The organism is Streptomyces olivaceus (assembly GCF_000721235.1).
Classification (GTDB): domain Bacteria; phylum Actinomycetota; class Actinomycetes; order Streptomycetales; family Streptomycetaceae; genus Streptomyces; species Streptomyces olivaceus.
In genome coordinates this window covers 21683-48282 of the sequence record NZ_JOFH01000038.1, presented here as the reverse complement: position 1 = coordinate 48282, position 26600 = coordinate 21683, and the positions used below count along the sequence as shown (strand labels likewise).

Here is a 26600-nt window from a genome sequence, read left to right as displayed (position 1 = left end):
TCGGTCTCGCCTGTCACCGCTGGGCCGCGGGGTTGACGTCCTTGCACTTCTCGGCGGCCGCCTGCAGCTTGTCCATGTTCGCGTCCTGGTCGAGCGGCATGCCGCCTGTCTCCGGGTCGGGATCCGGGGCGTCATAGCCGTTGGCCCGCAGGCACTTGACGTATTCGCGCGCCTGCTCAAGCTGCTTCGCGTCAGGTTTCGGTGCCTGCTGCATGTCCTGCGCGGTGGGCGCGAACTCCTTGCACGCCGCGAGCGCGGCCTGCACCTCCTCCGGCGACGCGGTCTGCGTGGGCGCGTCCTCGCCGGCCTTCCCGCTCCCCGGCGCCACGCCCCGCTCGGCCAGGCAGGCGTTGTACTTCTTGGTCTTCTCCGCGGGCGTGAGCTGCTGCCCGCCCCCCTTCTTGTCGCCGCCGGCCGACGCGACGTCGTCGTTCCCGCCGGTGCCGCCCCCGCAGGCGGCCAGGCTCAGGCTCAGCAGCGGTATGGCAGCCAGCAGCCCCCAGTTGGTGCGTGAAACGGTACGCATGCGCTCGGCAGTCCCTTCTGTGCCGGGTCTCTCCCGGCGTCGGGGACCAGTAGAGGCGGGGCCCGGTATCCCCTCCGTAACCGCGGGCGGTTACGTCCTGGTTATCCCGGCCTCTGGCACTCTGGGGATCATGAGAGTGCTGATCGCCGAGGACGAGCGGATGCTGGCCGACGCCGTCGCCGAGGGGCTGCGTGAGGAGGCGTTCGCCGTCGACGTCGTGCACGACGGGGATTCCGCTCTGGAACGCCTTGCCGTGAACGACTACGACGTGCTCCTCCTGGACCGCGATCTGCCCGTCGTACACGGCGACGAGGTGTGCCGGGCCGTCGTCGAATCCGGCGACCGCACCCGCATCCTCATGGTCACCGCCGCCTCCGATGTGCCCTCCCGCATCGAGGGCCTCGCCATCGGAGCCGACGACTACCTCACCAAACCCTTCGCCTTCGAGGAGCTCGTCGCCCGCGTCCACGCCCTGGCCCGCCGCGCCCAGCCCGCGGGCCCGCCCACCTACGAACGGGCCGGCCTGCGGGTGGAGACGGCCCGCCGCGAGGTCTACCGCGACGGCCACTACGTATCCCTCGCACGCAAGGAATTCGCCGTCCTGCTGGAACTGCTGCGGGCGGACGGCGCGGTCGTCTCGGCCGAGGAACTCCTGGAGCGGGCCTGGGACGAGCACATCGATCCGTTCACCAACGTCGTCCGCGTGACCGTGATGAAACTGCGCAAGAAACTCGGGCTGCCGCAGGTCATCCAGACCGTCCCGGGCTCGGGGTACCAGATCCCATGACTCACCTCGCGGCTGCCGCGTCTCCCCATCCGCGTCCGGCTCACGCTCCTGTACGGCGCCCTGTTCATGGCCTGCGGCGTGATCCTGCTCGGCGTGACCTATCTGCTGCTCGACGCGGGACTGACCGACCGGTTCGACGGCGTGGCCCTGCAGATCACCAAGGAGGGCGGGATCGCCCCGGTACCCGAAGCGTCCGCCCACACCCTCCCGTCGGAGCCCGCCGCCGGACTGGCCGGCAGTCCCGAGCTACGCGAACTGCAGGACCGCTACCGGGCCGCGACCCTGCAGTCCCTGCTCCGCCAAGGCGCTCTGGCCCTGGGCGTGCTCACCGTCGTCGCCACGCTGTTCGGCTACCTGATGGCCGGCCGCGTGCTGCGTCCCCTCAACCGCATCTCTCAGACCGCGCGCCGCATCACCTCCCGCGGCGACCTCAGTGAGCGGCTGGCCTTCACCGGCCCCCGCGACGAGGTCACTGAGCTCGCCGACACCTTCGACTCGATGATGGGGCGCCTGGAGAAGTCCTTCCAGGACCAGCAGCGTTTCATCGCGGACGCCTCCCACGAACTGCGCACGCCCCTCGCCATCAACCGGACCCTCGTCGAGGTGGCCCTGCGCCGCAAGACCGCAACCGAAGACACCAAACGCCTCGGCACCTCACTGCTCGCCGTCAACGAACGCAACGAAAGACTGATCAACGGCCTCTTCGCGCTGGCCAAGGGCGAGACAGAGGTCGCCAACCGGACACCCGTCGACCTCACCGAACTCGCCCGTCATACCGCCGAGTTGCACCAGTCACAGGCAGCCGAAGCAGGTATCGGCCTCCGGCTCGACACCAGGCCCGCCACCACCTCGGGCAACGCCGTGATGCTGGAGCGCATCATCCACAACCTGCTTGAGAACGCCATCCGCTACAACGAACCGAACGGCTGGGTCCGCCTCACCACCCGCACCACCCCGCACGGCGCTGCAACCCTCACGGTCGAGAACACCGGTCCCGTGGTCGCCTGCCAGGACATCGAGGCGCTGTTCCAGCCCTTCCGCCGCCTGGGAGCGGACCGCACCGACTCCGAGCGGGGCTCGGGCCTCGGCCTGGCGATCGTTCGAGCCATCGCGCGCTCCCACGACGGCGATGTGACCGCGGCCCCCCGGGAACGCGGCGGGCTCATGGTCACCGCCACCCTCCCAGGGTGAGAGGCCCCTGCGTGAAGGGCTCTTCCTCCGGTGCCTCGGGCGCACCCCCGACGAGCTCAAGTGCTTTGCGCTGCACCGGAGTTGGAGGCGAAGCCCTTGTCCGCGATGATCAGCGGTCCGGGCCGGTCGGCGACCAAGTCTTCATCGACGTCGAGCGTGGCCCTGGAGCACTTCGCGTTCGTCGAGTTTCGGGTTCGCCAACGCCCACAGGATCGGCATCCCGGGCGGCGTGCGTCCGGCGCGTAAGACCGGAGGAGCCGCGAGGAGGCGGCGGTTCAAGGAGCGGACGGGGGCTCGGCGACGATGGCCGTCGAGCCCCCGTCGGTCTCAGTGGAAGACCCGCTCCACGAACGCGTCGAGGTTGCCGCGCAGGCGCTCGATCTGCAGCTCGACAGTGAGGGACTCCTCCATGCGCCCGCCCGGTGCCGCCTTCTTCCTGCCCCGTACGTACAACGAGCAGTCCAGGTCGGCGCAGATGTAGAGGCCCACCGAGTTGCCTGCGCGGCCGGCCGGGCCTGCCTTGGGGGCGGTCATGAGGGAGACGCCGCTGCCGGGATGCGTGGTCAGGCACAGCGAGCACATGCTGCGGCGCAGGAAGCCGCGGCTGCCGGAGGCGCCGCGCAGGGACAGGCCGACGAGTTCGTCGGCGCGTTCGACGACGAGATAGCTGCGATCGGGCGCGGACAGATCGAACCAGCCCAGGAAGTCCAGGTCGTCCCAGTGGTCGAGGTCCGCCAGGTTCTTGGGCAGGGGGAGGCGTTTGGCCGCGCCCTTCGAGCAGTTGACGAACGAGGTACGGATGTCGTGCTCGGTCAGGGGTTTCATGGAGGGTCCTTCGAGGGTGTGAGGTGGACGGTGGCGGGACACGGCTCCGGCTGGCTAGGCCGGTGCGTCGTTTCCGGCGTGCTTCGGTGTCTTGGGCCGTACGGTGACGCCCGCGACCAGGGCGGCGAGCAGCAGGACGCCCGCCGAGCACCAGTAGGCGACGGAGAAGCCGTGCACCATGCCTTCGTTGAGGGTCGCGCCGCTGTGGCCCGGATCGTGCACGTGCGAGTGGACGTAACGGCTGGTGGCGCCGGTGGCGATGGTGTTGAGCAGTACGGTGCCCAGCGAAGCGCCCATCTGCTGAACGGTGTTGAGGACAGCCGAGGCCACACCGGCGTCCTGCGCGGGCACGCCGGCGGTGGCCGTCGCGTAGACCGGCATGAAGGTCAGGCCCATGCCCAGACCGAGCAGCAGCAGGGCGGGCAGCACGTGCGGGACGTACTGCGCATGCACGGTCAGGCTGCTGAGCAGCACCATGCCGGTGGCGGCCAGCACCATGCCGGACGACATCAAGGTGCGCGGCGCCGTGCGTGGCAGCAGGCGGGCCGCGATCTGGGTCGCGCCGATGACGATGCCGGCCGAAATCGGCACGAAGGCCAGGCCCGTCCGCACCGGCGGGTAGCCGAGGACGACCTGCAGGTAGTACGTCAGGAACAGGAAGACGCCGAACATGCCGATCGTGGCCAAGCCCATCGTCGCGAGCGATCCGGCCCGGACACGGTCCTTGACGATGCGCAGCGGCAGCAGCGGGCTCGCCGCGCGGCTCTGCCACCACACGAAGGCGACGAGCAAGATCACGCCGGCCACGAGCAGCGTGAGCACCGACGGGCTGGTCCAGCCGCGAGGTTCGGCCTCGCTGAAGCCGTACACGAGGGCGACGAGCCCGCCGCAGCCCAGGAGCGCGCCCGGCACGTCCAGGTGCCCGCCCCGGCGGCCGGAGCGGTCGCGCAGGAAGGCCGGTGCGCCGAGCAGGGCGGCCAGCGCGATGGGCACGTTGACGTACAGGGACCAGCGCCAGTTCAGGTACTCGGTCAGCAGACCGCCCACGATCAGCCCGACCGCGCTGCCGCCGCCGGCCAGCGCACCGTAGACCCCGAACGCCCTGGCCCGCTCCTTGGGGTCGGTGAACGTCGTCGTCAGCAGCGACAGGGCCGAGGGCGCCAGGACCGCCGCGAACGCACCTTGCAGGGCCCGCGCCGCGAACAGCATCCCGGGACCGGCCGCCGCGCCGCCCAGCGCGGAGGCCGCGGCGAACCCGGCCAGGCCGATGACGAAGGTGCGCTTGCGGCCCACCAGATCGGCGATCCGGCCGCCGAGCAGCAGCAGCCCGCCGAAGGCCAGCGTGTAGGCGGTGATCACCCACTGCCGGTCGGCGTCCGACATGCCGAGAGCGTGCTGGGCGGAGGGCAGCGCGATGTTCACGATGGTGCCGTCAAGGATCACCATCAGCTGGGCGAGGGCGATGACGGCCAGCGCCCACCAGCGCTTCGGATCCGGTGCCGGTGCCGGTGCCGGATTCGGTGCGGGAGTCGCGGCGGGAACCTCGCGGTCCGGGGAACGGTCGGTGGCCGTGGAAGGGGTGGAAGGGAGGGATTCCCCTCCGGGATGTTTCTTGCTCATGGCGATTGCGCACATTTCGTGTCGAAGTGCTGTCGAGACAGCCGGCCAGGGACGGTCGCAGTGGTGACGACGGGCCGGTGTACGCAGCACGGGGACACGGCATGGCGATGGGGCAGCGGGAACCGCGGACAGCACCCGGGGCCTGCCTCACCAGCTGCGTGTCACTCACGCCGGCGCTCTTGCTGGTCGTGAGACGGAGAGCGCCGAGATCACGGTGACCAGCAAAAGAAGGGCCCGTCTTCGGGCACGCGCCCCCGCAGGCCGCGCGGCGACGAACCGGGCAGGCCAGGACGTCTCGTGACGCGGCATCTCAGGAAGATGCCGAAGACGAGAAGAAAGAAGGGGGAAGAGTTACCGCGCGCCGCAGAGGAGGGAGGGCACACGGCCGGAGGCAACTATGGCCGCAACGCATTCAGCACGGTCCATGTCTCTCGCCTCCTTCCGGGTAGGGCACGCGGTGCGTGTCGACGCCGAGCGCGTCGAGCGGGGCGGCAGAGAACCTGCCGCGCGAAATCCCGAACAGCTTATCCCATCGATGCCACCGCGCCGACCGGAATTACCGACCGCCCGCGCGCACACGCGCCAAGCATGGGTGATTGCTTGAGGGTGGAAGTCTCTGGGGGAAGAGGTGGTGCCAGCCCCGAGCCGGGAGTACGGGCGGGAAGCCGTTGAGGATGTCTGACAGCTTCTGGTGCAACCCCGACACGTATGCGGCCTGGCCGCCGCGGGGCTTGATGTCCGGCACGACCCAGGTGCCGAGTAGTCCTGCTGCTCTCGCTCGACCAGAGCGCGGCGTTCCTCTGGGTCGACGTCGTCAGACAGGACGTCGACGACCTCGACGTCAGCTTCCGTGGGCTCGGGAGCGATCCTGTGGGCGCCGGCGAACCCGAAACTCGACGAACGCGAAGTGCTCCAGGCCATGCTCGACGTCGATGAAGACCTGATCGCCGACTGGCCTGGACCGCTGATCATCGCGGACGAGGGCTTCGCCTCCAAGGAGTTCGAGAACGACCTGGTCATGCGTGGGGCCGAACTGCCGCGGCCCTCGTTCAAGGGGAGAAGAAGCGCAAGGGCGAGGGCCTGCTCAAGGCGGTGCGGCAGCTGATCGAGTCCGTGAACGACACCCTCAAGGGGCAGTTGGACCTGGAACAGCACGGCGGACGGACCTTCGAGGGTGTCGCCGTCCGTGTCGCCCGGCGCATCCTCGCCATGCCCGCCGCTATCTGGCGCAACCACAAGACCGGCGCCCCGAGCACGCGGTCGCTCGTCGCATTCGATCACTCAATGCATCGGACTTATTCGTCCAGTTCCACGAGTTGAGCGCCGGGCACTCCGTGTGCCGCTTCTCCTGGTCGGCCTGGCCCGGCCGCGCTTGTCGCCATCCAGCGCCTGCCGGAGGTACGAAGATGTTTGTACGCGTCGAACGACTTGCCGTTCATGTCCACTGCGCCTGTGGGACCACGACTGCTTCGCGCTCCAGTTGATCGCGGCCTTCACATCGGCCTGCTCGCCGGGTTCGCCGAAGTCGGGACAGCCGGTGGAACGGCCGAACTCGCGCGTATGAACCATCACGACGGCGTAGCCCTGCCCTTGTCGAACAGGTCGGTGCCCCTCATGAAGTTCTGGAAGCGCTTGGACGGACCGGTGCGCTCCCAGCCTTCGGGCCCGAGCTCCCCGGAGTACCCCAGTACGAGAGTGCGAGCTCGTCGACAGGCTGACCGACGCTTTCTTGCCGTTGGGCAGCTCTACCGGAAGCAGGATGTCGGGGACCCCGCGCCCGACGCGGTTGCGACCGTGCTGGCCAGCGGGCGAACGGGCCCCACCCAGAGCCTGCGGCCCGAACGGCAGGAGACGGACCGGGCTGTTGGCGAGACAACGGGGAGCGGCCACCCTGCGCAGCGCGCCAGGGTGGCCGCCTCTTCCGCGCCTTGCGAAGCGGTCAGCGCACCCAGACGGTGTACTCGGCGCGACCACCCGGACCGTCGCACCACACCTCGTCATACCCGTTGTGCTGGGCGTTCGGCAGCTCCTCAGCCTCGCACTGCCTCTTCGAGTCATACGTCATACCGCCAGCCACGTGCCAGCCGCTGCCGGGTGGGGGGACGGCGACTGCGCTGGTGGCGGTCAGCGGGACTGCTATCGCTGCGGCGCCGACGGCGAGGCCGACGCTGATGCGGGAACGCCACGACTTCATGAGCTCTCCTTCTGTTGGCTGCAGTGTCCCTAGGTAAAGCACCCGGGATCCGTGCGTGGTGCCTCTGCGGCTTGCAGCGTGTCTTGATCGACATGCCGCCCGCAGAATAGCACGTAGTGCCATTTTGGCATTTAGTGACTTCGGTGGCCACCCTCGGTGGAGTGGCCTGAGTCACAGCAGAGTGGCCACGCTGAGGCTGTGGCAGCAGACCTTGACCGCACTCGAGAGAGTCCACGGGCCACAAGAAGGCGGTAAGGGTTGGTAGGTGATCTGCCGTCACCTGAACGGATGGGGCTGGGGCACCCCAGCCGGTCGCTCGCTCGGCTGAACACCGTGAGCAAGGACTGCTCGATGCGCGGGTCTGTCCAACGTGAAGTCCATGGTGCAGGGCCTCACCGCCGCCTTCGAACTGCAGGGCGGTGTCCAGTGGGAAGCGACCTACGACGGGCTGCGGGTCGCCGAGGCCAAGGGCAACGGCGGTGGTCACGATCGGCTATCCGGGCAGGACCATCGCCGACGTGCGCCCCGTACCTCGAAGGCCGGCCACGGCTACCCAGGCCCGCGAGCACGGCATCAGCCGTGGCGCCGTGCGCACCGCTGTGGTCGACCTCATGCCCGACCGCAGCGCGGCCGGCCACCAGGCCACATCTGCCATGGGCAGTCGTCACCCTCGATCGCCGGGCAAGTTCGCCGAACTCCTCCGCGTGACCGAGCTGGACGACGCCGAGTGGGCCACTCCACCGCCGCTCCCGCCGTGCACTGCCAAGCCGTTTGACGGCCCCCAGGGCGCCCCGACCGTCCCGGATGCAGCGCAAGGCCCGCCGGGAGTACGAGATGGACGGTTGCGGTTCCGGTGACGTCGGCCAGGAAAGCGCGCTGCGGCGTGATGGGTTCCCGCTCACCGGTGGCGAACTCACCGGTCGCGGACGGTATTTGTGGGGTGTACGGGACGCGGTCCGGGTGCGGCGGTGTTCCCTTGCGGTGTTTGTCTTGCCGTGGCGCGATTTTTCTCCGTCGCGACTCGTCACAACGACTGTGGCGCCGGCGATGATCAACCGGAGCCCAAGGGGTGGACGTGAGCTCGGCACTTGGCTCCATCGGCCACCATGCGGCGAACGCGGCAACCAGAGTCTCCAGCACCGGCCTTGATGTCGCTCGATTTTACTTCGGCTCGCATTCTGCGGACGTGCGCTTTGTCCTGCTCAGCTCCATCCGCCGCCGACAGACCGACTGGAAAGCACCGAGTTTGACAGGGCTTTGCGCAGGCCCGGTATTTCTCGATCGAATTTCTTGGCGAGTTCCTCAAGCGTATCCTTGTGTTTGCGGCGCTCGGAACGGTTCAGTACGACCCCCATGGTCGCGTCGCTCTCCAGGGCGATCACCGGCAGTGCCACTTGTGCCAGGGGCAGAGTGGACGGGTCGGGAGTGGTGCTGACCCGCGTGCGCAATGCTTCCTGCACAGTTCGGGCCTCCTCTTCCCGCCGCAAGACAACTTTGCTCCCTCCGAGCAGACTCAAGGTGAGGCCGGTCTTCTTTTCGATAATCCCAGCAGCCGTCAGCTGGTTTTCGACCGGTTTCTCCGCCTTGTGCGCGGTGTTGTGCACCAGTGATATCCACTTTTTCGGCCTCGCGTGCAGCTCTTCCCACACAGAGGCAAGAAACGGATCCGTCGGTGATTGGTCTCCAAGTACGCGAACCCGGCGCCCGTCGGTCTCAGCCTGTCCCGCAAGGACTAGCTCGGTCAGGGCGGCAGCGCGCAGCCGCTGCCCGCGGAACTGCAGAAGAGTAGCCGGAAACTTGTTCTTCTTGAAGGCGTAGGCACACAGGTAGATCTGCTGCGGAAGCGTGAGATCCATGTGAACTCCTTGAATACGTGGCAACAGGACCAGTTCCTACTGCATGGCGCGATCTACAAGGGCCGTTGACGGCATATTGGATTCGCCGACCTCGGCCGTCGACCTGTCGGCGTGGCGTTTTTCCTGACTCGACGGGACTGCAGCCGCTCGAAGGTGCCATGAATCCGCACCACGGTCACCCGACTCACAGCAGGAAGCTCTTGATCTTCATGGCCGTCAACTCTCCCGAAGGCGATCTTGCGCGACCTCACCATCGTGTCACTAACTGCAATACTGACACTTGGTGACAGTGTTGCCCACCCCTCGCGCATGTGACCTGTGCCACGAGTTCACTGCCAGTCGAGCGGTCGCTCGGGGGAGGTGGGGCTGCAATCGACGACCCATAGCGGCTGGACATGCGGCGCGCTTGCCATTACTGTCACTTAGTGACACTGTCATTAAGTGACAGCCTTCGATCGCTGAACGGTGACCGGCTCCAGGCTGCGGACCCACTCAGAGCCCTTGCCGACCATCATCAGGGCCTCATCACTCGCTGTCCGGGGACAGCCACAGGAAGGACCCACATGGCACTGCCGAAGCCGATCAGCGTCGAGGAGTTCTTTGCCCCTCCCGTCCGTTCGAGGGCCTCCCTCTCGCCGGACGGCACCAAGATCGCGTACCTGGCTCCTTGGGGAAACCACCTGAACCTGTGGATCGAGAGTGTCGACGCGCCCGGGGACGCGCGGCGGGTCACCTCCGAGGACCGCAACCTGCTGAGCTACCACTGGACCGACGATCCGAGGTGGCTGCTCTATACCCGTGACCAGGGAGGTGACGAGAACCGGCACCTGTACCGCGTCGATCTCGAAGACCCGGACGCAGCGGCTACCGACCTCACCCCCTTTCCCGGCGCACGCATCATGGATCTGAAGCTGCCCGCCGGGCGGCCGGGGAAGGCGGTGTTCTCCTCGAACAGCCGGAATCCCGCCACGTTCGACCTCTTCGAGCTGGACATCGCCACCGGTGACCTGCGGACCCTCGCGGAGAACACCGGAGGCGCTGCCACCACCCTTTTCTATGGCGGCAGCAAAGGCCCCTTCACCAGTGACGTCACCGAACAGGGCGACCTACGGCTCTCGCGCTGGAACGAGGCCACGCAGACGTTGTGCCACATCGCGCAGTTCGAGGGTGAGGACTATCCGCTGGGCATCTATCCGCTGGAGGTCACCGCCGACGCCGGCGGCGTTCTCTTCGGTTCGAACCGGGGCTCGGACAGACTCCGCCTGGCCCGGCTGGATGCAGAAACCGGCGAGGAGACGGAGGTCGACTCCCACCCGCAGTACGACCTGGACACACGAGCCCGTGTCTTTCCAGCACTGCCCTCGCCGCTCATCTTCAGCCGACGTACCGGCGAGCTCATCGGAGTTCGCTACCTCGGGGAACGACTGGTGATCAACGCACTGGACCCGCACTTCGCCGAGGTCTTGGAGAACCTGAGGAATCTGTCCGATGGCGACCTGGCCCACATCTCGTCCGACGAGAGCGAGCAGCGGTGGGTCGTCAGCTTCACCCACGACCGCGATCCCGGGGCCACATATTTCTACGACCACTCCTCGGGCGAGAGTCGCCTTCTGTTCCGTCCTCTTGGTCACCTGGATCCCGAGCAGCTGGCGCCGATGACACCGGTGACGATCACCGCTCGGGACGGTCTCGCGCTCCCCTCCCACCTGACACTGCCAATCGGGACAGAGCCGCACCGGCTGCCGCTGGTCCTGCTTGTGCACGGCGGTCCCTGGGACCGGGACAGCTGGGGGTTCAACCCTCTCGTCCAACTGCTGGCCAACCGGGGCTACGCGGTGCTTCAGGTGAACTTCCGCAGCTCCACGGGGTACGGCAAGTCGTTCATGAAGGCCGGCATCGGGGAGCTGGCCGGCAAAATGCACGACGACCTGATCGACGGTGTGAACTGGGCCATCCAGCAGGGATACGCGGACCCGGACCGGGTGGCGATCTTGGGCGGCTCCTACGGTGGCTATGCGGCACTGGTCGGAGTCACCTTCACGCCCGATGTCTTCGCCGCTGCGGTGGACATCTTCGGGGTCTCTGACCTCGCCAACTTCCTGCGCAACCAGCCGGATTTCGTCCGGCCGGCCCTTGCCGCCAACTGGTTCCGCTGGGTCGGCGACCCCGCGGATCCGCAACAGGAGGCCGACATGCTGGCCCGCTCACCGATCAGCCGGGTGGACCAGGTCCGTACACCGCTGCTCATCGCCCAGGGCGCCAACGACGCCCGGGTAGCGCAGGCAGAATCCGACAACATGGTCCAGGCTCTTCGGGCACGTGGGGTCCCCGTCGAGTACATACTCATGGCGGACGAAGGGCACTCCATCGAGAACCCGGAGAACTTGATCGCTGTGTACCGCGCCGTGGAGCGTTTCTTGGACGAGCATCTCGGACACGGCCGGGACGCTACGTAGCCGCCGTCCGGGCCTTGGCGGCAGGCGGTCGGCGGTCGGCGGTCGGCGGTCGGCGTAAGGAAATCCGTGAGGACCCGCAGCCCGGAGGCCGCATACTCCGCGGCCGCCAGTAGCGGATGCTCTGTCCGCGGCTGCGGAGGTGTTGCGGGAAGCGGCGGCGGGGAAGCGCGAGGCGCGAGCGCCTGAAGGAAACACAGCGAGCCGGAACGGAGCCCGCGCAGCCATAGCCAAGATGTGGGAAAGCTACCGAAGCCTCCCTGCGCTTCGCCGGGGGTAACCCCGGATATGGCGGGGCGAGGAGGAGCTGACCCTCGGCTCGCCTCAGCAGCGTGTAGTGCTGGCGGCGCTGCCGTCGCGGCGCGGGCGCCATGTCACCACCGTCACGTGCGAACCTATTCAGACGGCACCTACCGCGTGGTGGCACACCCGGGGAAGGAGGATGTGTCGGAGGACGTCGGGAGATCGCGCCGGGTACCTATCGCACGTCCGGGGGAGCTGTCGGACTTCTACTGGGAACGGACGGCGAAGGACGGGGGCACCATCGACAACCAGTTTGCAATGTCCGCGCAGACGATCACTGTGACGATCGCGCCAACCGACGGTTGGTTCATCACGCGAGGGTGCGGGACCTAGAAGCCGGTGTAGTAAGGAATGCAACACAGCTGGAGTTGACACAGAATCGACCTGGAACACCCCGTGTCCGCGCGGGCGATCATGCGGTAGACGTCCGGAGCGTCGGGTGGGATCGAGGCGAGTTCGAAGCGTACGCCGCAGTGCTGGGCGATCAGGCGTGCCGACCTGCTGATGGATCGTAGGCGGGGCCGGTCGCGGGCGCAGCCGAACCCGGCATCCCGCCGGAGCCGGACCCGCCCGATGATCTACGCCATGGTCATCGGCCGCCGACCGGCACGAGTATCCAACTCACCATTCACACCGGACCCGTGACCTGCGAATTCACGATGCACACCGCTCACTGATGCCGCTGCGCGCTGAGTGGGCCTCCTGGCCAGCAAGCAAGGCAATGCGACGCCGCTCGCGAAGTAGCGGGGGTGCCGACGCGGGCTGATTCAAGATCTTCAGCGGGTCCCTGAGGATGACGCTGTAGGACTCCGCAGCTGGGCGGACGCCAACGTGGGCTCCCAGCGCGCCAGAAGCGGCCTCATCGCACTTGTCTAGGAGCGCTTCGGGTTGCCTCAAGACCGAGGCGAGGGCTTGGAACGTCTGACGGCTGAGAGTGACTGAGGCGGGATCGGTGGTGGGGTGCATGAGGGGTCCTGTTCCAGGAGTTGGACCTCGAGGTCCGCGATGCGTTTGTCCGCGAAACGGAGGTTGGAGCGGGCACCTTCGAGTCGTTCTTGGAGCTTGCGGTGCTCCTGTGTGAGCTGGTTGACCCGGTGTTTGAGGGTGGTGTTCTCGGTGGTGAGGGCCTGCACCGACTCGCCGGGGACCATCTGGTCGAAGTCGCGGAGTTCACCCATGAGTTCACCGATGCGCTGCCGCTGAGTGAGGACCTCCTTCTGGGCTCGGGCCAGCTCTGCCTCGGCGTTGAGCGCGCGCTCGCGCCAGGTGGCCTCAACGCGATCGTGTTCGTGCTGGTTCTTCTGGTCGTGGCGGCTGCGGCTCTCAGCGACCGCGTTCTTGACGAGGGCGCGGGCGCCGGCGTTCTCGTAGAGGAACGTGGCGGAGACGCCCGCGCGCTGAGCGATCGCTTTGACCGTGAGACGTCCGCGTTCGCGGCGTAGATGGCGGATCGCAGTTTCGACCCAAGCGAGCTTCTCCTCGCTCTGGCGCTTGCGAGCGGCGATGGCGGCCTCGGGGACGGTGGGCCTCATGCTGCGGTCCAGTCCGTCTCGTGCTGGGCTAGTTCCTGAGCGCGGAAGGCGGTAGCCCAGACACGGCCGAAGTACTCCTGCGGCCGGCGGAGATCGAGTGCGAGGGCCTCATCGAGTAGGCCGACGGCTTCGAGGGCCTTTTCCAAGCCGTCAATTGCGCGGGCCGTGGGTTCGAAGATGTCGTGCAAGTAGTCCGCGGTCGCACTGTCGGATGCCCCCTCGGCCATAGCGTGCCATTGTTCGCGCTTTCGGTGCCAGTAGACGAGGTCAGCGCCGGACATGACGAACTTGTCGCAGTTGTGGCAGTCCATATTCCATGGGCACGCCTGTCCGTCGACAACCGCTTGAAAGGTGCAGAAGCCACCCTCGGCAGGCGTCGACTTGCGCGAGAGATCGACGGCAAGTGCCTCGGCCTCTGCGCGGGTCATGGGTTTGCCTGAGGTGAGAGCGAGGCCGGGCTGGGCGGCGCCGGGGCCGGCGACCCAAACGGCATTCAGTGCGTCGTTGAGTTCGGAGTCGGTGTTGGCGATGTGTACATAGTGCTCGGCCATCACCGCCGAGATCTGCCCCAAGTACCGTTTGATCTGAGTGAGGTTCGCACCTGCCTTGAGGAGTTTGGTGGCTAGGGTGTGCCTTGCCTGATGAGGGACTCCATGACCTACGTCGAGTGTCTCCAGCCACGTGCGGAACAGATTGAGGAACCACTTGTAGCTGACGCTTTTGAGCAGTTGCCGGTTACTTGTTCGGCGCGGAAATAGGGCGATCTTGCTTCGTTCGTGTGGTCCTGGCGGATGACCTACCCTCTGAATGTATCGGTCGATTGTCTTTTTCTGGCGCCGCTCCAGGCGAAGGTATAACCGCTCGGGGATCCGAATCGCCTCGTCGAGATTCCCAACTTTCGTTTGGTCGTGCCAGAACAGGGGGACGCCGTTCAAGCGGCTGATGCAATCCAGCCGCACGTCGCGAACCTCCTTTCCTCGCCGCCCGGTGAGGACTTGGGTTTCCCAGATATCCCACATGCCACGGTCGTCTTCGTCAGTTTCCTCCAGCCTCTCCAGGTTCTGCTGATTGGCGACGGCACGAGCGAGAACATCTGGAAAGGGGCGCCTACGCCCCGTTCGCATGTCGCCGCCCGGCAGCGCAAGCGCGAACCGACGGTCAAGGCCAAGGCGTTCGGCATCACCGGAGTCCATCCCGAACCGGAGCACGCGGCGGGCGCCGTTGAAGGTGGCGGACTGAATGCACTTCGTGACGATGCCTGGAGTGCCGTTTTTCGTAAGCCGACGTCTCAGCATAGGGAGACCGTGCTCGGCGCGGTGACGTTGATCGGCGACGAACCCCTCCATATGGGAGGCGGTCAGTACGGTGGGGTCATGGCCGCCGCCCGGTGCCTGGGCGTCGAGATAGGCAGAAAGTTCGGCGCAGGCGCGACGGCTCATGTCGAATGGGGAACGGCTCTTGGGCGGATCGGTGAGGAGCCGATTCGCGAACATGTCCCAGATCAGGTCTCGCAGCCAACGCTGGCTGATCGGGCTCAGGTCAATATGACTGTTGCAGGACGAGAAGCGCACACCAAAATGGTCCGTCTCGATGAAACCCGCTTCTTTTGTGTCCTCTCGTGTGAAATAAACTTGCCGAAGTGAGTTGAGTACCCCGAAGAGCAGCAATCGAGAGAGGCGTCGGCAGTTCTCCTGATCGAGGTCGGCCAGTGAATCCACTCGTTGGCCACGGCAGTCGTCCACGAGATACTGCACCCACACCAGAGGCCAGATCATGCCCTCGGTTGGGCTGTTGCTGTGCTGGAAGAGAGCCCACTTGATTTCTGCTTTCACAAGCGGACGCAACCCGAGCAGTGATACTTGCCCGTTGGCTCGGTTGGCGAGGCCGGTTTCACGACACCACTTCTCGAAGAGGCTCTTATTGACGTATTCGATCGGAATGGGTTTGCTGCGTGTGACGATCCATCGGGCCCAGTTTGCTGCCAGACGCGCACCTCCAGGTTTTGCGTCTCGCTCGTAGTGGGTGATGTGCCGATGGCAGAGCCCCAGTGGAGCTGATGCCTGTTCAGGGCAGGGGAGAACCTTACATTGCCCGAATTGAGGGAAGGGTACCTGTTTAGCGAGCCATTCCTCGTAAACGGGCACCACTCCGTTCCTGCCACGACGTTCTGCACGGTGACTCATCCATCGGGTTCCATGGAGGTAACACAATCGCCTGGTGTCCCATGCCGGCGCGTCAGGGCAGACCACGCAAGACGGAGGATCGATCCAGGACTTAGGAATCAACGGCACAGCTGCCGCATGGAATTCGGTGATGCCCTGCCCGGCTTTCTGTGCTGCGACCCATTCCAACTCGTGAACCTTGCAGAAATCGCGTGCCGGGCCTTGTGCTCTCTGGCAGCCGCTGACGCCACAGCCCCACCCATACGTGGGGTGCCCGCGGGGAACCTTGATGACATCGTCGCGGAACAACGGATCGAAGTTCGGCGCCGAGATGAGAGCCGTGAGGAGTTCCAGCCGGTCACTGGTCGTCCGCGTTGCTACGCTGCCGTCCGCTACCAACGGCAGCAACTGGAGGTCACTCATGGCCTTCATCCCCCCAGACGTGCTGCAGCGCCGCGGTGAATTCCGGTGAGTGCAGGTCCGGGTGTCCGTAGACCTCGTCGACCATCTGGGCCGATGCCCAGTTGCCGACCGCTTTGGCTACCATCGAGTTGCCGCCCGACACGTCCAGGACGTCGTTGGTGATTTGGTGCCGGAATGCCTTCGGCGTGATCCTTCCCGGTAGCTTTGCCCGGCGGCCGGCTCGGCGCAGCATCCCCCGCGCCCCATCCGCGCTCCAGGGCTCACCGACGTTCTCTCCCGCGAGCTGGATCAGCAGCATGCCGTGCCCTGCCGCGTACTTCGCATACTCCGTCGTCATGTACTTGAAGTAGCTGTTGATCATGGCGGGGCTGACTCGGTAGATCTCTCCGCCGGTGATCACCCCATCAACCATCTTCCAGTCCGGTTTGATCTTTGCTGCGGCCCGGTTGGGGTTGCCCCAACGATGGCAAACATGCAGGTGAGGGCTCGTGCACTCGCCGCAGCCCGCGTTTTCCCGCAGATGCAGGTCGACCAGGTGTAAGCCCGTCAGCCCGCCGATCCGCAGGCTCGTGTCGGACAACCACCGCACGACCATCTCGTCGCGGGCCGTGTTCACGGCTCCCAGCAGTTCCGGCTTGGCTCCATCAGGCAGCATCTTCGGGTGCCGTCTCCTGGGAGGCCGCGAAGGTGCCAGCGGGTTGGCGGGCATCGACTTCTTCACATGTCCCAAGAACGCTCGGCTCTTGTCCACCTTCGTCGGTAACCGGGTGCCCAACAGGGCATTCCTCAGCTCGTCGTTCACGCCGCTGCGGGCGCATGCGTCGAGATAGAAGCCTTTCAGGGCAGCTGCCGCGACCTGGAGAGCCGAGGCGCCGTACGGGCGTTGGGGAGGAACCCTCCACGGCTGCCCGTAGGGCATCTGCACTTGAGCGCCTACAGCCCCCATGTACCGCTTCAAGTCGAGGAGCCCGATCGACTCGGTGGTCAGCCCTTCTCGGATCCGCCACCGCAAGTGATCCACGAGCGAGTAGGCGTACGTCTTCTGCGACCCTGAGCCGTCGAACGGACGCAGATACGAGTCCGCTTCCTCGTCGACCGAACAATCTGGCCAGACGATCACGTACGACAGCCCGCCGCCCGATCGCTTCAACACCTGGACTCTGAGATCCCCAAGTACTACTCGACTACGCGCCACTCGTGCCTCCTCGCTGGTTCTTCCGATGTTCTGAAGACAACTGGGGAGGTTGGTTAATACGAACGGGACAGTGGAGGAGAGGGTCCGAACGAGTGACGTGAGGACTCGTGGGGCGGTCGGTAAAGTTGTAGATCAGGGCCGAGGCGTTGGCCGCCTCTGGCTCGACCGGGAGCGGCAGTTTGAGCAGCTTATTGCGCAGCGCCGGGGAGGTCACCCGGTCCACGGGACGCCACTCGGTGCCGCCGACCTCCTCTTCCTGCAGCGCGACTGGCACCTCGGTCGTCTGCAGACGGAAGAGGAACCGGAGGTCGAAGTGCTGGTGTCCGGGCTCGCCCTTGCCCGGACGGGCGTCGATGTCGTGAATGTCGATGTCCAGCGGCACGGTCTCGTAGCCCGGCCACGGCGTGACGGCCCCAGGCGGGAACCCGGTCTCCTCGTGCAGTTCACGCAGAGCAACCGCTGCCAGGGAGTCGTCGGTGGGCTCGGTGTGCCCGCCGGGGACGAGGACCTTCCCGCTGGCCAGGTGCAGCACGTGCAGGATACGGCCGAACTGGTCGATGACGATCGCGCCGCAGGTGACGTGCCCGGTGAAGGTCGAGCGGCTGGCGATGTCCTCGCCAGGCCGGTCGAGGGCGTCCAGGAGGACGCTGAGTTGCTCCCGCTCGTAGGGGTTACGGGCGAGGTAGGTGTCGACGGTGGTGCGGATGTGGTGGTGCGACAACGGCATGGGGACTACCTCAGAGGGGCGGGAAGGAGGCGAGGTGGGCGGGGTCGAGGTCAGCTCAGCCGCATCCCCTCCGCAGGGATCTCCTCGATGGCAGAGGGGGATGTGGTGGGCAGGCCCCACCGCTCGCGTGCCGTGTCCGCAGCGAGTTGGGCCTGCCGGGCTCCGGGCAGGCCCCAGCCCAGCAGGGCGGCAGTCTGGGCGGGGGTGGCGAGCAGGCGGGCGAAGGGATGCCCGGTGGCGGGGTCGACGGCCGCCGGCCCGATGTCGGTGACCCGGGCGGCCAGGCGGAGCCGGGCGTTGGGTCCCACGCCTCCGTAGACGTCGCCGGTCTTGTCCAGCACCCAGCCCAGTCGCACCGGGTCGGTCAGGGTGAGCTGGGCTTCCTCGGCGGCTTCGCGATGCAGGGTGTCCTCGGGCGTCGCGTCGGTGCTCTCCACGGTGCCGCCGGGCAGCATTGGCAGCGCGCCCCGCGGGCCGGGGTCGGCCATCTGGTGCAGCGCGGTATTGGCCATGGTCGAATGGTTCCGCATGAGCAACTCTTATGGGCTATTTCGGGTCTGAAGGCGACGATGCGCCGGTCAATGAGACCCACGAGTGGTTCATGTGGAGACATCAGCCGCCGTGATCTCCGATCCCTCGCCGAGCCCGGCGGCGGCACTGATCGTCTCGGTGATGCGAATCATTGCTTCAGAGAGGTTCCGGCGAGCTAAGGGTCTGTCACAGGCAGGTCTTGCTCCTTTCGCACCTCGCTGAGTCAGGTGGTGCGCCATCATGCTGTAATGGACATCTGGCAGTTGCTGCGCTGGGTAGGCGCCATCATCGGTGTGATCGCCTTGGCCGTATTCATGACGCTCCTGGGCCTGGACAGGGCTGACAAGCTGAGCAGCGTGCTGAGCTTGTTTTTTACTATCGCTGGCTTCGTTCTGGCCCTGGTGGCGCACTTGCGTCAGCGGGCTTCGGGTCCTGTGTTGGCGCGCGGTGGGTCGATCGCAGCGACCGGGAGCGTGCGAAATGCCCGAGTTCGAAGCGTTGGTCCGCGGCGACGACCGGGAGCGGGGACGCCGCCGGAGGCGGGGGTCTGGGCCGAAGGGGGGTCGATCGCCGCCGGCGGTGATGTTGATGGTTCCTCGGCCTACGAGGGGCCCCGGTGAGTGACGCCTGGTGGCGGCGCGGCTCAGAACGCATCAAGGGGCAGGGTCGTGGGGGACTAAGGGCTGAACGGGGCTCGATCGTCGCAGGCCGAGATGTCGCCAACGCGATTGCCCTGCAGGTAGAGCAGATGGTCGTCCAAGCTGCGCGACAGCCTGCCGCCTGGCCCTACCAGCTGGGCTCCATTCCGCAGAGGGCTGGCAGCTTCCAGACGCGCGGCGAAGTTGCCCAGCTGCGGGAGGCTGCCATGAGGAGGGAAGCCGGGTGCCTGGTGTTGTCCGGCGCTGGGGGAGTAGGAAAGACCCAGCTGGCGGCTGACTACGCCCGCGCTGTCCAGGGAGCCGGCTCTGTGGACGTGCTCCTGTGGGTTCCGGCTGGTGGTAGGGCGTCCGTGGTCGCTTCCTACGCGCAAGCGGCGACGGAGCTTCTGGCCAGGGACTGGGACGACGCCGAGCAGGCGGCAGAGGCTTTTCTGGCATGGCTGGAGCCGAAATCTGAAGCTGCGCAGCAGGCGTCGTGCCGTTGGCTGGTCGTGTTGGACGGTGTCGAGGACCCTGCTGAGGTTGAAGGGCTCGTGCCAGCGGAGAGCCGTTGGGGGAGGACGCTGATCACCAGCCGGCGGCGTGACGCTGCTCTGGTACACGGCAGGAAACACGTACCGGTCGGGCTGTACAGCGAGGAGGAGAGCCGGGCCTACCTTGCTGCTGCTCTTGACTCGCATGGACGCTCGGATGATCAAGAAGAGCTCGCGGCTCTGGCGGGGGATCTGGGACACCTTCCGCTGGCGCTGGCCCAGGCCGTCGCCTACATCGTCGACGATGGCATCGACTGCGCGGACTACAGGCGTCTCCTAGCCGACCGTGCTACCCGGTTGGAGGAACTCGCGCCTGACCAGTTGCCTGACGGGCAGACCGCTGCAGTGCATGCCGCTTGGTCGCTGTCGATAGATCGGGCTGATCAGCTACGGCCTCACGGGCTGGCTCGGCCCATGCTGCACATGGCCTCGCTGCTTGATCCCAACGGCATTCCGCAGGATGTCCTGACATCCGATATGGCCTGTGCGTACTTGGCAGGCCCCGGGGGGAAGAGGACGGTCAGCCATCGGGATGCCAGCAGGGTACTGCGAGTTCTGCATCGGCTGTGCCTGATCGACCACGACAGGGACACGGCGCACCGCGAGGTGCGGATTCATGAGCTGATCCAACGTGCCGTCCGGGATGAGCTCTCAGTTGGAACGAGCCAGGTGGCCGCAGTGGCTGCGGGAGCGGCCCTGCTCACCAGTTGGCCGGACACTGCCCACGCGACGGCCCTGGGGATGGTGCTGCGCTCCAACGCCGCCGCGTTCGCTGCCCACGCTCACGCCATCGATGACATGGGGTTCGCGGTTTTCAGGGTGGTCCTTCGGGCGGCGAGCAGTTTTGGGCAGGCTGGGCATCTCTCCACTGCGATCGACTGGTTCCAGCGTCTGGCGGAGGCCGCCCGGCCCAAGGACCACGAACTTGCCTTGAACACTTGGTATCAACTTGCGCATTACCGAGGAGAGGCAGGGGAGGTCGCCGAGGCGATCGCCATCTTGCAGGAGATGCTTCCCCGCGTGCGCCGCGTGCTTGGACCGGAGCATAGGGGAGTTCTTGCTGCAGGACATGAACTGGCCCGCTGGCAGGCGCAGGCGGACAACCACTCAGATGCGCTTAAGGTCAGCAAGGAAATTCTCGCTGCCGCTGTGGACGCACATGGTCCCGATTCGCCAGACACGATCACGTTGCAGTTGAATCTTGCTCTCAGGCAAGGAGACGCTGGCGACCTTCCCAGCGCCGTAGCCACCCTGGAGGACCTGGTTCCGCGTGCGATTCGTGCCTATGGGCCGGAATCCACGACTGCCCTCATGATTCAGGGATACGTTGCCCGATTTCAGGCGGACGCGGGCGATATGAAGAGCGCGCGACGCACCTTCAGGGACCTAGCAGCTGAAGAGCAGCTCTTGATGGGGAGTGATGATGTAAACGTCCTCCACGCTCGGCACGAGCTAGCCTTCTCCCGCGGCGCCACAGGAGACATCAAAGGCGCCCTACGTGACTACGACCGGCTACTCGCCGATCGAACGAGAGTGCTTGGGCCGGACCATCCAGACACACTCCTCACCCAATACAACCTCCTCACGTACCAGCTGGAGGTAGTCCAGGCGATGGAGTCCGCAGCAGCACGTCTGACCCGGTCCATGAACGCAAGAGGATCGGATCGCCGGCAGGCGTCGTCTGCTCTCCACGAAGTCATGTACCTGCGGGACATGGTTAACCACGATGCGGAGAGTGTTATTGCCTCAGTGAACAACGTCGTCGAGCACGCCAACACCGTTCTCGGCTCGGACCATCCCCTCGTCCGCCGCTTCCGCAGCCTGCAGGAAGAAGCCGCGAGTGTGGACCTGAAGCATCAGGCAGCTATTTCCACCGGCAGCACAGAAATGACCTTATCGGCGACCGCAGCGCGAGACCCGAAGACCTTTCTGGTCGAGATCGAGGACAAGATCCGTCGGGATGCCGAGCGCATTTACGGACCCAGCATCCATGTGGTCCGCAACTTCTCCGAGGAAGACATCGCCAACCTGTTTAACAAGAACGGATAGAACACCCCTTAGCCTCCGAGTGTGGACTGGTGGACGCCTCCTCCCGGGTGAGAAGATCCTTTAGTAGACGGACAATGATCATCAAAAGTTGATAACGCCACGGGTCACCCCCATTCGTGAACGCCTCGATTCACCCTGATAGCCGGACCCTGTGAGTGCCCGTCAGGAGATCAGCGTGAAAGACCGCTCTCTGTACGCTGACGGGGGCCGGGGCCTCACTCGGGGGCGGAGGGGGGTGGCTGGTCCTTCAGCCGCATGGCGACGTAGCTGGCGCGGTCGGTGGCGGAGTGCAGGTGCCAGCGGTGGGCGGTGGCGTTGCAGGTTCCGATGAGGTCGGCGAGCATCTTCCAGTGCACGGAGCTGACCAGGGAGAGCCAGGCGCCGTTGCGGGCGAGGCGGGTGGCGGGGATGCCGTGGCGGACGAGGCGCTCGCTCAGGGCGTTCGCGGTGAGGTGGCGGCCGGGGCGCATGCCGGGGAAGAGGTAGGGCGTCGGGTGGGACCGGGCGATGACGGTCGGTGGTGTGCGGCTGTCGATCAGCCGTTGCAGCAGAGCGGACAGGCGTGGACGCAACCAGAGCGGATCACGTCCGAAGAGCAGTCCGAGGGTGTCGGGCTCGTTCGGATGGTGCTGGACGTCGTCCATGGTGAGGCTGACGATGCGGGTGCACAGCTGCCCGTACTGGAGGACCAGGCATCCGGCGACGCGGTCGGCGAGGGGGACAGTCTCGTCGGTCTCCAGCCGCAAGGCGGTCAGGACACGTTCGGTGTCGCTCATGATCGACCGGTTCTCCGCGCGCTGGGCTGCAGCGATGGCGATGCGTGGCGGGGACAGGCGGGCGTCAGCCGACCAGACCAGGAAGTGGCGGAGTTCTGCCTGGTAGTGGCAGTGCTGGGTGACCCATCGGTCGCAGCGGGCCTGGGTACAGTCGGCCAGGAGAACACCTCGGTAGTGGAGATGGCTGAGGAACTGGCGGGCGACGCGAAGGCGACGCAGGAGGTAAGCGCGTTGGCCCTTGGTCAGGGGCTTGCCGTGGCGGATGGCGTGCTGGGCGAGCGGCATCAGGGACCAGCGGCCGTAGCGAGTGAGGATGAGCCGGTTGCCGGGGTCGAGTGCGGTGGCGTAGACGGTGACGTCCCGGGCGAGCTGAGCGAGTTGTTCGTCGCGCGGGGGCAGGATGCCGACCAGGATGAGTACATCCCGCAGATGGTTGACCGATGCGGTCTGCCGCAGCTCGTCGAGGGCCTCGTGCGTGGGCAGGAGGGCGCCCGTGGCAAGCTGGCTGATCAGTTGTCCGCCGGGGCCGCGGAGGTAAGCGTCGAGACTCGACGGGTTCTCGTAGGCGGCCAGCTCGTCGACGAGTGGCAGCAGCCACTCGGGTGCGGCGCCGGTGACCGGGTCAGTGGTGAGGGCGGTCAGCCGGCTCTGGGCGGTGCAGGCCCGGCAGCATGCGTCGGATTCGAGTCGTGCGAAGCCGCGGCAGGTGCGGCAGCGGTAGGAGAAGCGAACGCCGGCGCACTCAGGGCAAACGGGGTCGCCGTCGTGATGTTGGAAGGCGATGCTGGGCTGCTGGCAGCGGGAACAGATGGCGGGGCTGGCCAGGACTTGGTCGACGCATGCCCGGCAGACCGGTCCTTCGGGCCAGCGGCGGTCGGCGCGGGCGATGGTGCCACAGCGGCTGCAAGAAACCCGGAGCTTCCCATAGCAGGATGCGCAGCGCGGAATGCCGTCTTCGACGGCGGTGACCTCGGCGGTACGCAGTCCGCAGTCCCGGCAGGGATGTTGGGGGAACCGGTCCTGGCGGCGGCAGCGAGTGCACAGAGGTCCGTCGGGACCGCGGGCGACGATCACGGCGGTGGTGCCGCACCGTGCGCAGGGGCGGGAGCGGTCGCGACTTCGGCAGTACCGGCACTGAGGGCCGCGCTCGTCCCGGTCAGCAACTTCCCGGCTCTTGCCACAATCCCGGCACGGCTCATGCGGGCGTATCGACGCGGCGCAACGGCGGCAGATCCTCTTCACCGCGTTCTGCATCTGGCGAACTTCTCCGCAGACCGAGCACTTCAGACGAGGGGTGCGCTGGCGGTAGCAGCGTTCACACAGCGGTCCACCCTCGCCGCGTTGGTGGACCGGGCGTACTTCGCCGCAGCCGCGGCATGGCTCGCCGGGCTGCTGCTTCTTCCAGCAGGTTTGGCACAACGGTGCACCATCGTCCAGCCGCTTCGTCACGACGCGAACTTGGCCACAACGGGTGCACGGCTGGGCGCTGCGGTGTCGTTGGCACGCCTGGCATACCGGGCCGGCAGCGGTGCGAGCGTAGGGAACCCGGTGGCGGTGGCAGTCGACGCACTCCTCGGTTGGCCGACGGCGATCGGCACAGGTCGCACACAGCCGACGTGAGCGCGTGTTCACCCGTAGATACCGCTCGCGCCCGCAGTCGTCGCACGAACCACGGCCCCCATGCTGGCTCTTGTCGATCACGGTGGGGCCCGTCAGGTCTCGGCGTCGAAGAACCCGGCGTCGAGCATCGGCGACTCCGGCAGCAGCGGACGCGGCCCGGCAGGCTCGGGCAGTGCCGACACGTCGCTCTCCGCCGAAGCGACCTCGACGACGAGTTCCTCGAACCGGCAGCCGAGGATCTTGCACAGTGCCAGAAGCAGTTCGACCGGCATTTTGGGCGGCTTGTCGCCGCTGACCAGCCGGTAGATGTGGCTTCGGTCGAAGTCGAATCCGTACTCGTGCAGGGCCTCGGTCAGCTTGGTGGTGGTGTACCAGTTCTTCCGGACGGCCATCAGCTCGCGCAGCCGCCACTCGTACCGTGGCCTTGAGCTGGCCCTGACGCCTTCCGGACGGGGCTCCGGAGCGGGCACGGCCCTCATCACGCGCCCCTGCGGGACTCGGCGCCCTGCAAGGCGAGAGTGATCGCCAGCTCCTCATCGCACTCCGCCTCGATATCGGCCTGAGCGAACGCGAGACGGAGCACCTCGGCCTCGGCCGCCTCCAGGTGCTGGCGAACCTGCAAGTTCTTGTACTCGCTGCTGAGCGCGGTGTAAATCGCCGTCGTGGCGGCGTGAGAGTGGCCAACCTGATCGGTCACGAACCCCGCGTCGTAGCCTGACTCGATGAGCCTGGTGACGTACGTATGGCGAAGACAGTGGGGACCAAGTTCCTCGGCCAGGTCGGCCTTGTCCCGCCAGTGCGCGAAACGGTCGTTGAGTGACCGCTCGCTGATCCGCGAACCGCGCTCGGTGGGGAACATGACGCCGTCGTCCCGGCGGCCTTGGTAGAACAACGGCCGAACGTGCTCGACGTAGAACCGGACCGTGGATACTGCCCACGGCCACACGGACACCACCGTTCGGCGGCGCGGCGGCTGCCCGGCCATCGCCTTGCCCCAGCGCACCGCCAGACCGCCGAAGTCCCCGAACTCCGGAAGCCGGGGCTGCCGACGCCAGTCGTGCAGGTCGAGCCGGGCGGCCTCCCGGCGCCGCAGTCCCCACGCGTACGTGGTCGTCAGCAGGGCAAGATCCCGCGCCGCCGACAGAGCCCCCTTGTGACCGACCGCCTGCAGCCGCCGGATCTCCGGATCGATCTGCCCGATCAGCGAGCGGATCTCCGGCCGCGTCAGCGGGCGGTTCCGATTCGGTCGACCGACGTACTCCTGCGAGTGCCGAACCCGGTTCAGGTCCCACAGAGCCCGCTCGTTGAACGTTCCGAACAGTTCCTGACAGACCTCGCGCCAACCATACGCCGGCTCGCACAAATACGTCAGATATAGCCCGAGCTTCTGCTGATGGGCGATCACCGTTGACGTAGCCACCTTCTCGGCGAGGGCCGACGACCAGCGGTCGTACAACGGCGCACCCCAGGTGGGCTGCCACGGGAAGGCTCCCGAGAACGCCTGTAGCTGCCGCACGGTCCGCTCGCGACCACGGATCGTGTCCGGGTCGAGATGCCGGGCCCGCTGACTGTCGCCGAACCCGGTGAGGGTCTGCTCGAAGACCACGGATGGAGACCGCAGCCGGGCTACCCCGTCCGGCACTTGGTGGGTCGAACTCCCGGGCCCTGACCGCCGTGTCCGGCGCGTCGGCAGGTCGATCGTCGTGCTCATGATCCGCTCTCCATCTCACAACTCGCCGATGTGATTGAGGCATCGGTGATGACTTGCAGTCATCACAACGAGTGGAACCGCAGATGGGCACGCTGCCCCGGTGGTCAGGAAATGGTAGAACTACGGAGAAGTCGCTCCAGAGATGCGGACAGGTCGGCTTTTGGGGACCGCGCTGATGATGACTCCCGCGCAACTCTGCGCGGAGACGACGACGACCCGGCCGTCGGGGATGAAGCACCACGCCCAGGCTTGCCGCACGGGCAGCCGCTCGGGCACGGGGCTGCGGTGGAGAGGGCTGTCCCACAAGGGCCGGTAGCGGACGTGGACGTCGTGCCGGTCCAGCGCCGGGACCTCAAGGATGTGCTGGCCGTCGGCGAGGTGCGCGGTGGCGGTGTTGCCGAGCCGGGCCCGGTAGGCGGCGAGCATGATTTCCCTGTCCACGGGGCGCAGCCGCTGGACCGCATCCCGGGTGTCCAGGAAGGCGCACTCGGACAGCTCCTCGTGCGGCAGGCGGATCGCCTCCACCTGGTCGGGGGTGAGGACTCCCCCGTCGAAGACGAACCGGACCTCTCCAGGGCAGTGCGTGCCAGGCCGAAGGTCGGGATGGTGCGCGGAGAAGGAGTGGACGGCGAGTACGGCCGACAGCGGCAGGTCCAGCCCCACTTCCTCGGTGATCTCGCGCCGACAGGTGACATGCGGGTGTTCACCGTGTTCGACGACACCGCCGGGCAGCACCCACGAGCCGTCCTCACGGTAGGTGGGGTGCACCAGCAGGACCTGGCCCACCTCGTTGGTGATGATCGCGGCGGCACCTAGCCACGCGGCATGTCGGGCCGCGGCGTACTGATCTGCTGGCACACCTGCACCCGCTGAGACGTTATCCGAAGAGGACACGGGAGAAGTCACGTAGCTCTGCCTTCCGAGACG

At 66.6% G+C, this 26600-nt stretch carries 19 protein-coding genes and 3 pseudogenes; 6 read left to right on the top strand and 16 right to left on the bottom strand.

Features of this window, described 5'->3' with window-relative positions; translation table 11 throughout:
- Nucleotides 1-13: 13 nt before the first annotated feature.
- Nucleotides 14-526 carry a hypothetical protein gene (locus IG94_RS0132175; RefSeq protein WP_052410963.1) on the bottom strand — a complete coding sequence of 171 codons (513 nt, stop codon included), beginning with the start codon at nt 524-526 and terminating at the stop codon, nt 14-16.
- Between the two features lie 130 nt (nt 527-656).
- Between IG94_RS0132175 and IG94_RS0132170 the strand changes: the two genes are divergently transcribed.
- Nucleotides 657-1313, top strand: a complete 657-nt coding sequence (locus tag IG94_RS0132170; RefSeq protein WP_031045446.1) for a response regulator transcription factor — start codon at nt 657-659, stop codon at nt 1311-1313.
- A gap of 66 nt (nt 1314-1379) precedes the next feature.
- Entirely contained in the window at nt 1380-2504 is a 1125-nt protein-coding gene (locus tag IG94_RS0132165) for a sensor histidine kinase (protein ID WP_211269705.1), read from the top strand.
- An 83-nt stretch (nt 2505-2587) separates the two neighbouring features.
- Here the strand turns inward: IG94_RS0132165 and IG94_RS43770 are convergent.
- The 3 genes and pseudogenes from IG94_RS43770 to IG94_RS0132155 form a co-directional block, all read right to left on the bottom strand.
- A pseudogene (locus IG94_RS43770) lies at nt 2588-2735 on the bottom strand (IS982 family transposase); the annotation flags it as partial.
- A 96-nt stretch (nt 2736-2831) separates the two neighbouring features.
- The gene (locus IG94_RS0132160) at nt 2832-3329 is read right to left on the bottom strand and encodes an FBP domain-containing protein (protein WP_031045443.1); all 498 of its coding nucleotides are present in this window, start codon (nt 3327-3329) and stop codon (nt 2832-2834) included.
- A gap of 54 nt (nt 3330-3383) precedes the next feature.
- Nucleotides 3384-4949, bottom strand: a complete 1566-nt coding sequence (locus IG94_RS0132155; protein ID WP_031045441.1) for an MFS transporter — start codon at nt 4947-4949, stop codon at nt 3384-3386.
- Nucleotides 4950-5814: 865 nt separating this feature from the next.
- Between IG94_RS0132155 and IG94_RS44425 the strand changes: the two are divergent.
- Nucleotides 5815-6269: pseudogene (locus IG94_RS44425) on the top strand (transposase family protein); the annotation flags it as partial.
- A 95-nt stretch (nt 6270-6364) separates the two neighbouring features.
- Here IG94_RS44425 and IG94_RS43765 read toward each other — a convergent pair.
- The 3 genes and pseudogenes from IG94_RS43765 to IG94_RS0132140 form a co-directional block, all read right to left on the bottom strand.
- Nucleotides 6365-6713 (bottom strand): annotated as a pseudogene (locus tag IG94_RS43765) (CocE/NonD family hydrolase); the annotation flags it as partial.
- A gap of 175 nt (nt 6714-6888) precedes the next feature.
- A complete protein-coding gene (locus tag IG94_RS0132145; RefSeq protein ID WP_031045440.1) occupies nt 6889-7143 on the bottom strand; it encodes a hypothetical protein in 255 nt (84 codons plus the stop codon).
- Between the two features lie 1202 nt (nt 7144-8345).
- Complete coding sequence (locus IG94_RS0132140; RefSeq protein ID WP_031045437.1) at nt 8346-8999, bottom strand: GOLPH3/VPS74 family protein; 654 nt, start codon at nt 8997-8999, stop codon at nt 8346-8348.
- 563 nt (nt 9000-9562) lie between these two features.
- Here IG94_RS0132140 and IG94_RS0132135 point away from each other — a divergent pair.
- Nucleotides 9563-11455, top strand: coding sequence for a S9 family peptidase (locus IG94_RS0132135; RefSeq protein ID WP_031045434.1), 1893 nt, complete (start codon nt 9563-9565; stop codon nt 11453-11455).
- 1193 nt (nt 11456-12648) lie between these two features.
- On the opposite strand, the gene IG94_RS41005 is transcribed toward IG94_RS0132135, so the two are convergent.
- Genes IG94_RS41005 through IG94_RS0132105 form a run of 5 tightly spaced genes read right to left on the bottom strand, consistent with a single transcriptional unit; the run spans nt 12649 to nt 18306 of the window.
- Complete coding sequence (locus tag IG94_RS41005; protein ID WP_206432614.1) at nt 12649-13287, bottom strand: DUF6262 family protein; 639 nt, start codon at nt 13285-13287, stop codon at nt 12649-12651.
- Nucleotides 13284-15872: a tyrosine-type recombinase/integrase gene (locus IG94_RS40015; RefSeq protein ID WP_043485173.1), complete on the bottom strand. Its 2589-nt coding sequence runs from the start codon at nt 15870-15872 to the stop codon at nt 13284-13286. The genes IG94_RS41005 and IG94_RS40015 overlap by 4 nt, the downstream gene beginning before the upstream one ends.
- Nucleotides 15865-17025 carry a site-specific integrase gene (locus IG94_RS0132115; RefSeq protein ID WP_043485199.1) on the bottom strand — a complete coding sequence of 387 codons (1161 nt, stop codon included), beginning with the start codon at nt 17023-17025 and terminating at the stop codon, nt 15865-15867. Before IG94_RS0132115 ends, IG94_RS40015 begins: the two co-directional genes overlap by 8 nt.
- 31 nt (nt 17026-17056) lie before the next feature.
- A complete protein-coding gene (locus IG94_RS0132110) occupies nt 17057-17794 on the bottom strand; it encodes an NUDIX hydrolase (protein WP_078892509.1) in 738 nt (245 codons plus the stop codon).
- Between the two features lie 50 nt (nt 17795-17844).
- Nucleotides 17845-18306 carry an NUDIX hydrolase gene (locus IG94_RS0132105; protein WP_224326646.1) on the bottom strand — a complete coding sequence of 154 codons (462 nt, stop codon included), beginning with the start codon at nt 18304-18306 and terminating at the stop codon, nt 17845-17847.
- 267 nt (nt 18307-18573) lie between these two features.
- Between IG94_RS0132105 and IG94_RS0132095 the strand changes: the two genes are divergently transcribed.
- Together IG94_RS0132095 and IG94_RS39025 are read left to right on the top strand one after the other, a co-directional pair.
- Nucleotides 18574-18945, top strand: coding sequence for a hypothetical protein (locus IG94_RS0132095; protein WP_031045416.1), 372 nt, complete (start codon nt 18574-18576; stop codon nt 18943-18945).
- Nucleotides 18946-19073: 128 nt separating this feature from the next.
- Nucleotides 19074-21566: a tetratricopeptide repeat protein gene (locus IG94_RS39025; RefSeq protein ID WP_052410960.1), complete on the top strand. Its 2493-nt coding sequence runs from the start codon at nt 19074-19076 to the stop codon at nt 21564-21566.
- Between the two features lie 215 nt (nt 21567-21781).
- Here IG94_RS39025 and IG94_RS0132085 read toward each other — a convergent pair whose 3' ends face one another.
- The 4 genes from IG94_RS0132085 to IG94_RS0132070 form a co-directional block, all read right to left on the bottom strand.
- On the bottom strand, nt 21782-23416 hold the full coding sequence (locus IG94_RS0132085; RefSeq protein ID WP_031045411.1) for a hypothetical protein: 1635 nt from the start codon (nt 23414-23416) through the stop codon (nt 21782-21784).
- A gap of 638 nt (nt 23417-24054) precedes the next feature.
- Nucleotides 24055-24441, bottom strand: a complete 387-nt coding sequence (locus IG94_RS39795; protein ID WP_078892508.1) for a helix-turn-helix domain-containing protein — start codon at nt 24439-24441, stop codon at nt 24055-24057.
- On the bottom strand, nt 24441-25673 hold the full coding sequence (locus IG94_RS0132075; RefSeq protein WP_078892507.1) for a tyrosine-type recombinase/integrase: 1233 nt from the start codon (nt 25671-25673) through the stop codon (nt 24441-24443). Before IG94_RS0132075 ends, IG94_RS39795 begins: the two co-directional genes overlap by 1 nt.
- 120 nt (nt 25674-25793) lie before the next feature.
- Nucleotides 25794-26531, bottom strand: a complete 738-nt coding sequence (locus tag IG94_RS0132070; RefSeq protein WP_224326647.1) for an NUDIX domain-containing protein — start codon at nt 26529-26531, stop codon at nt 25794-25796.
- Nucleotides 26532-26600: the final 69 nt, after the last annotated feature.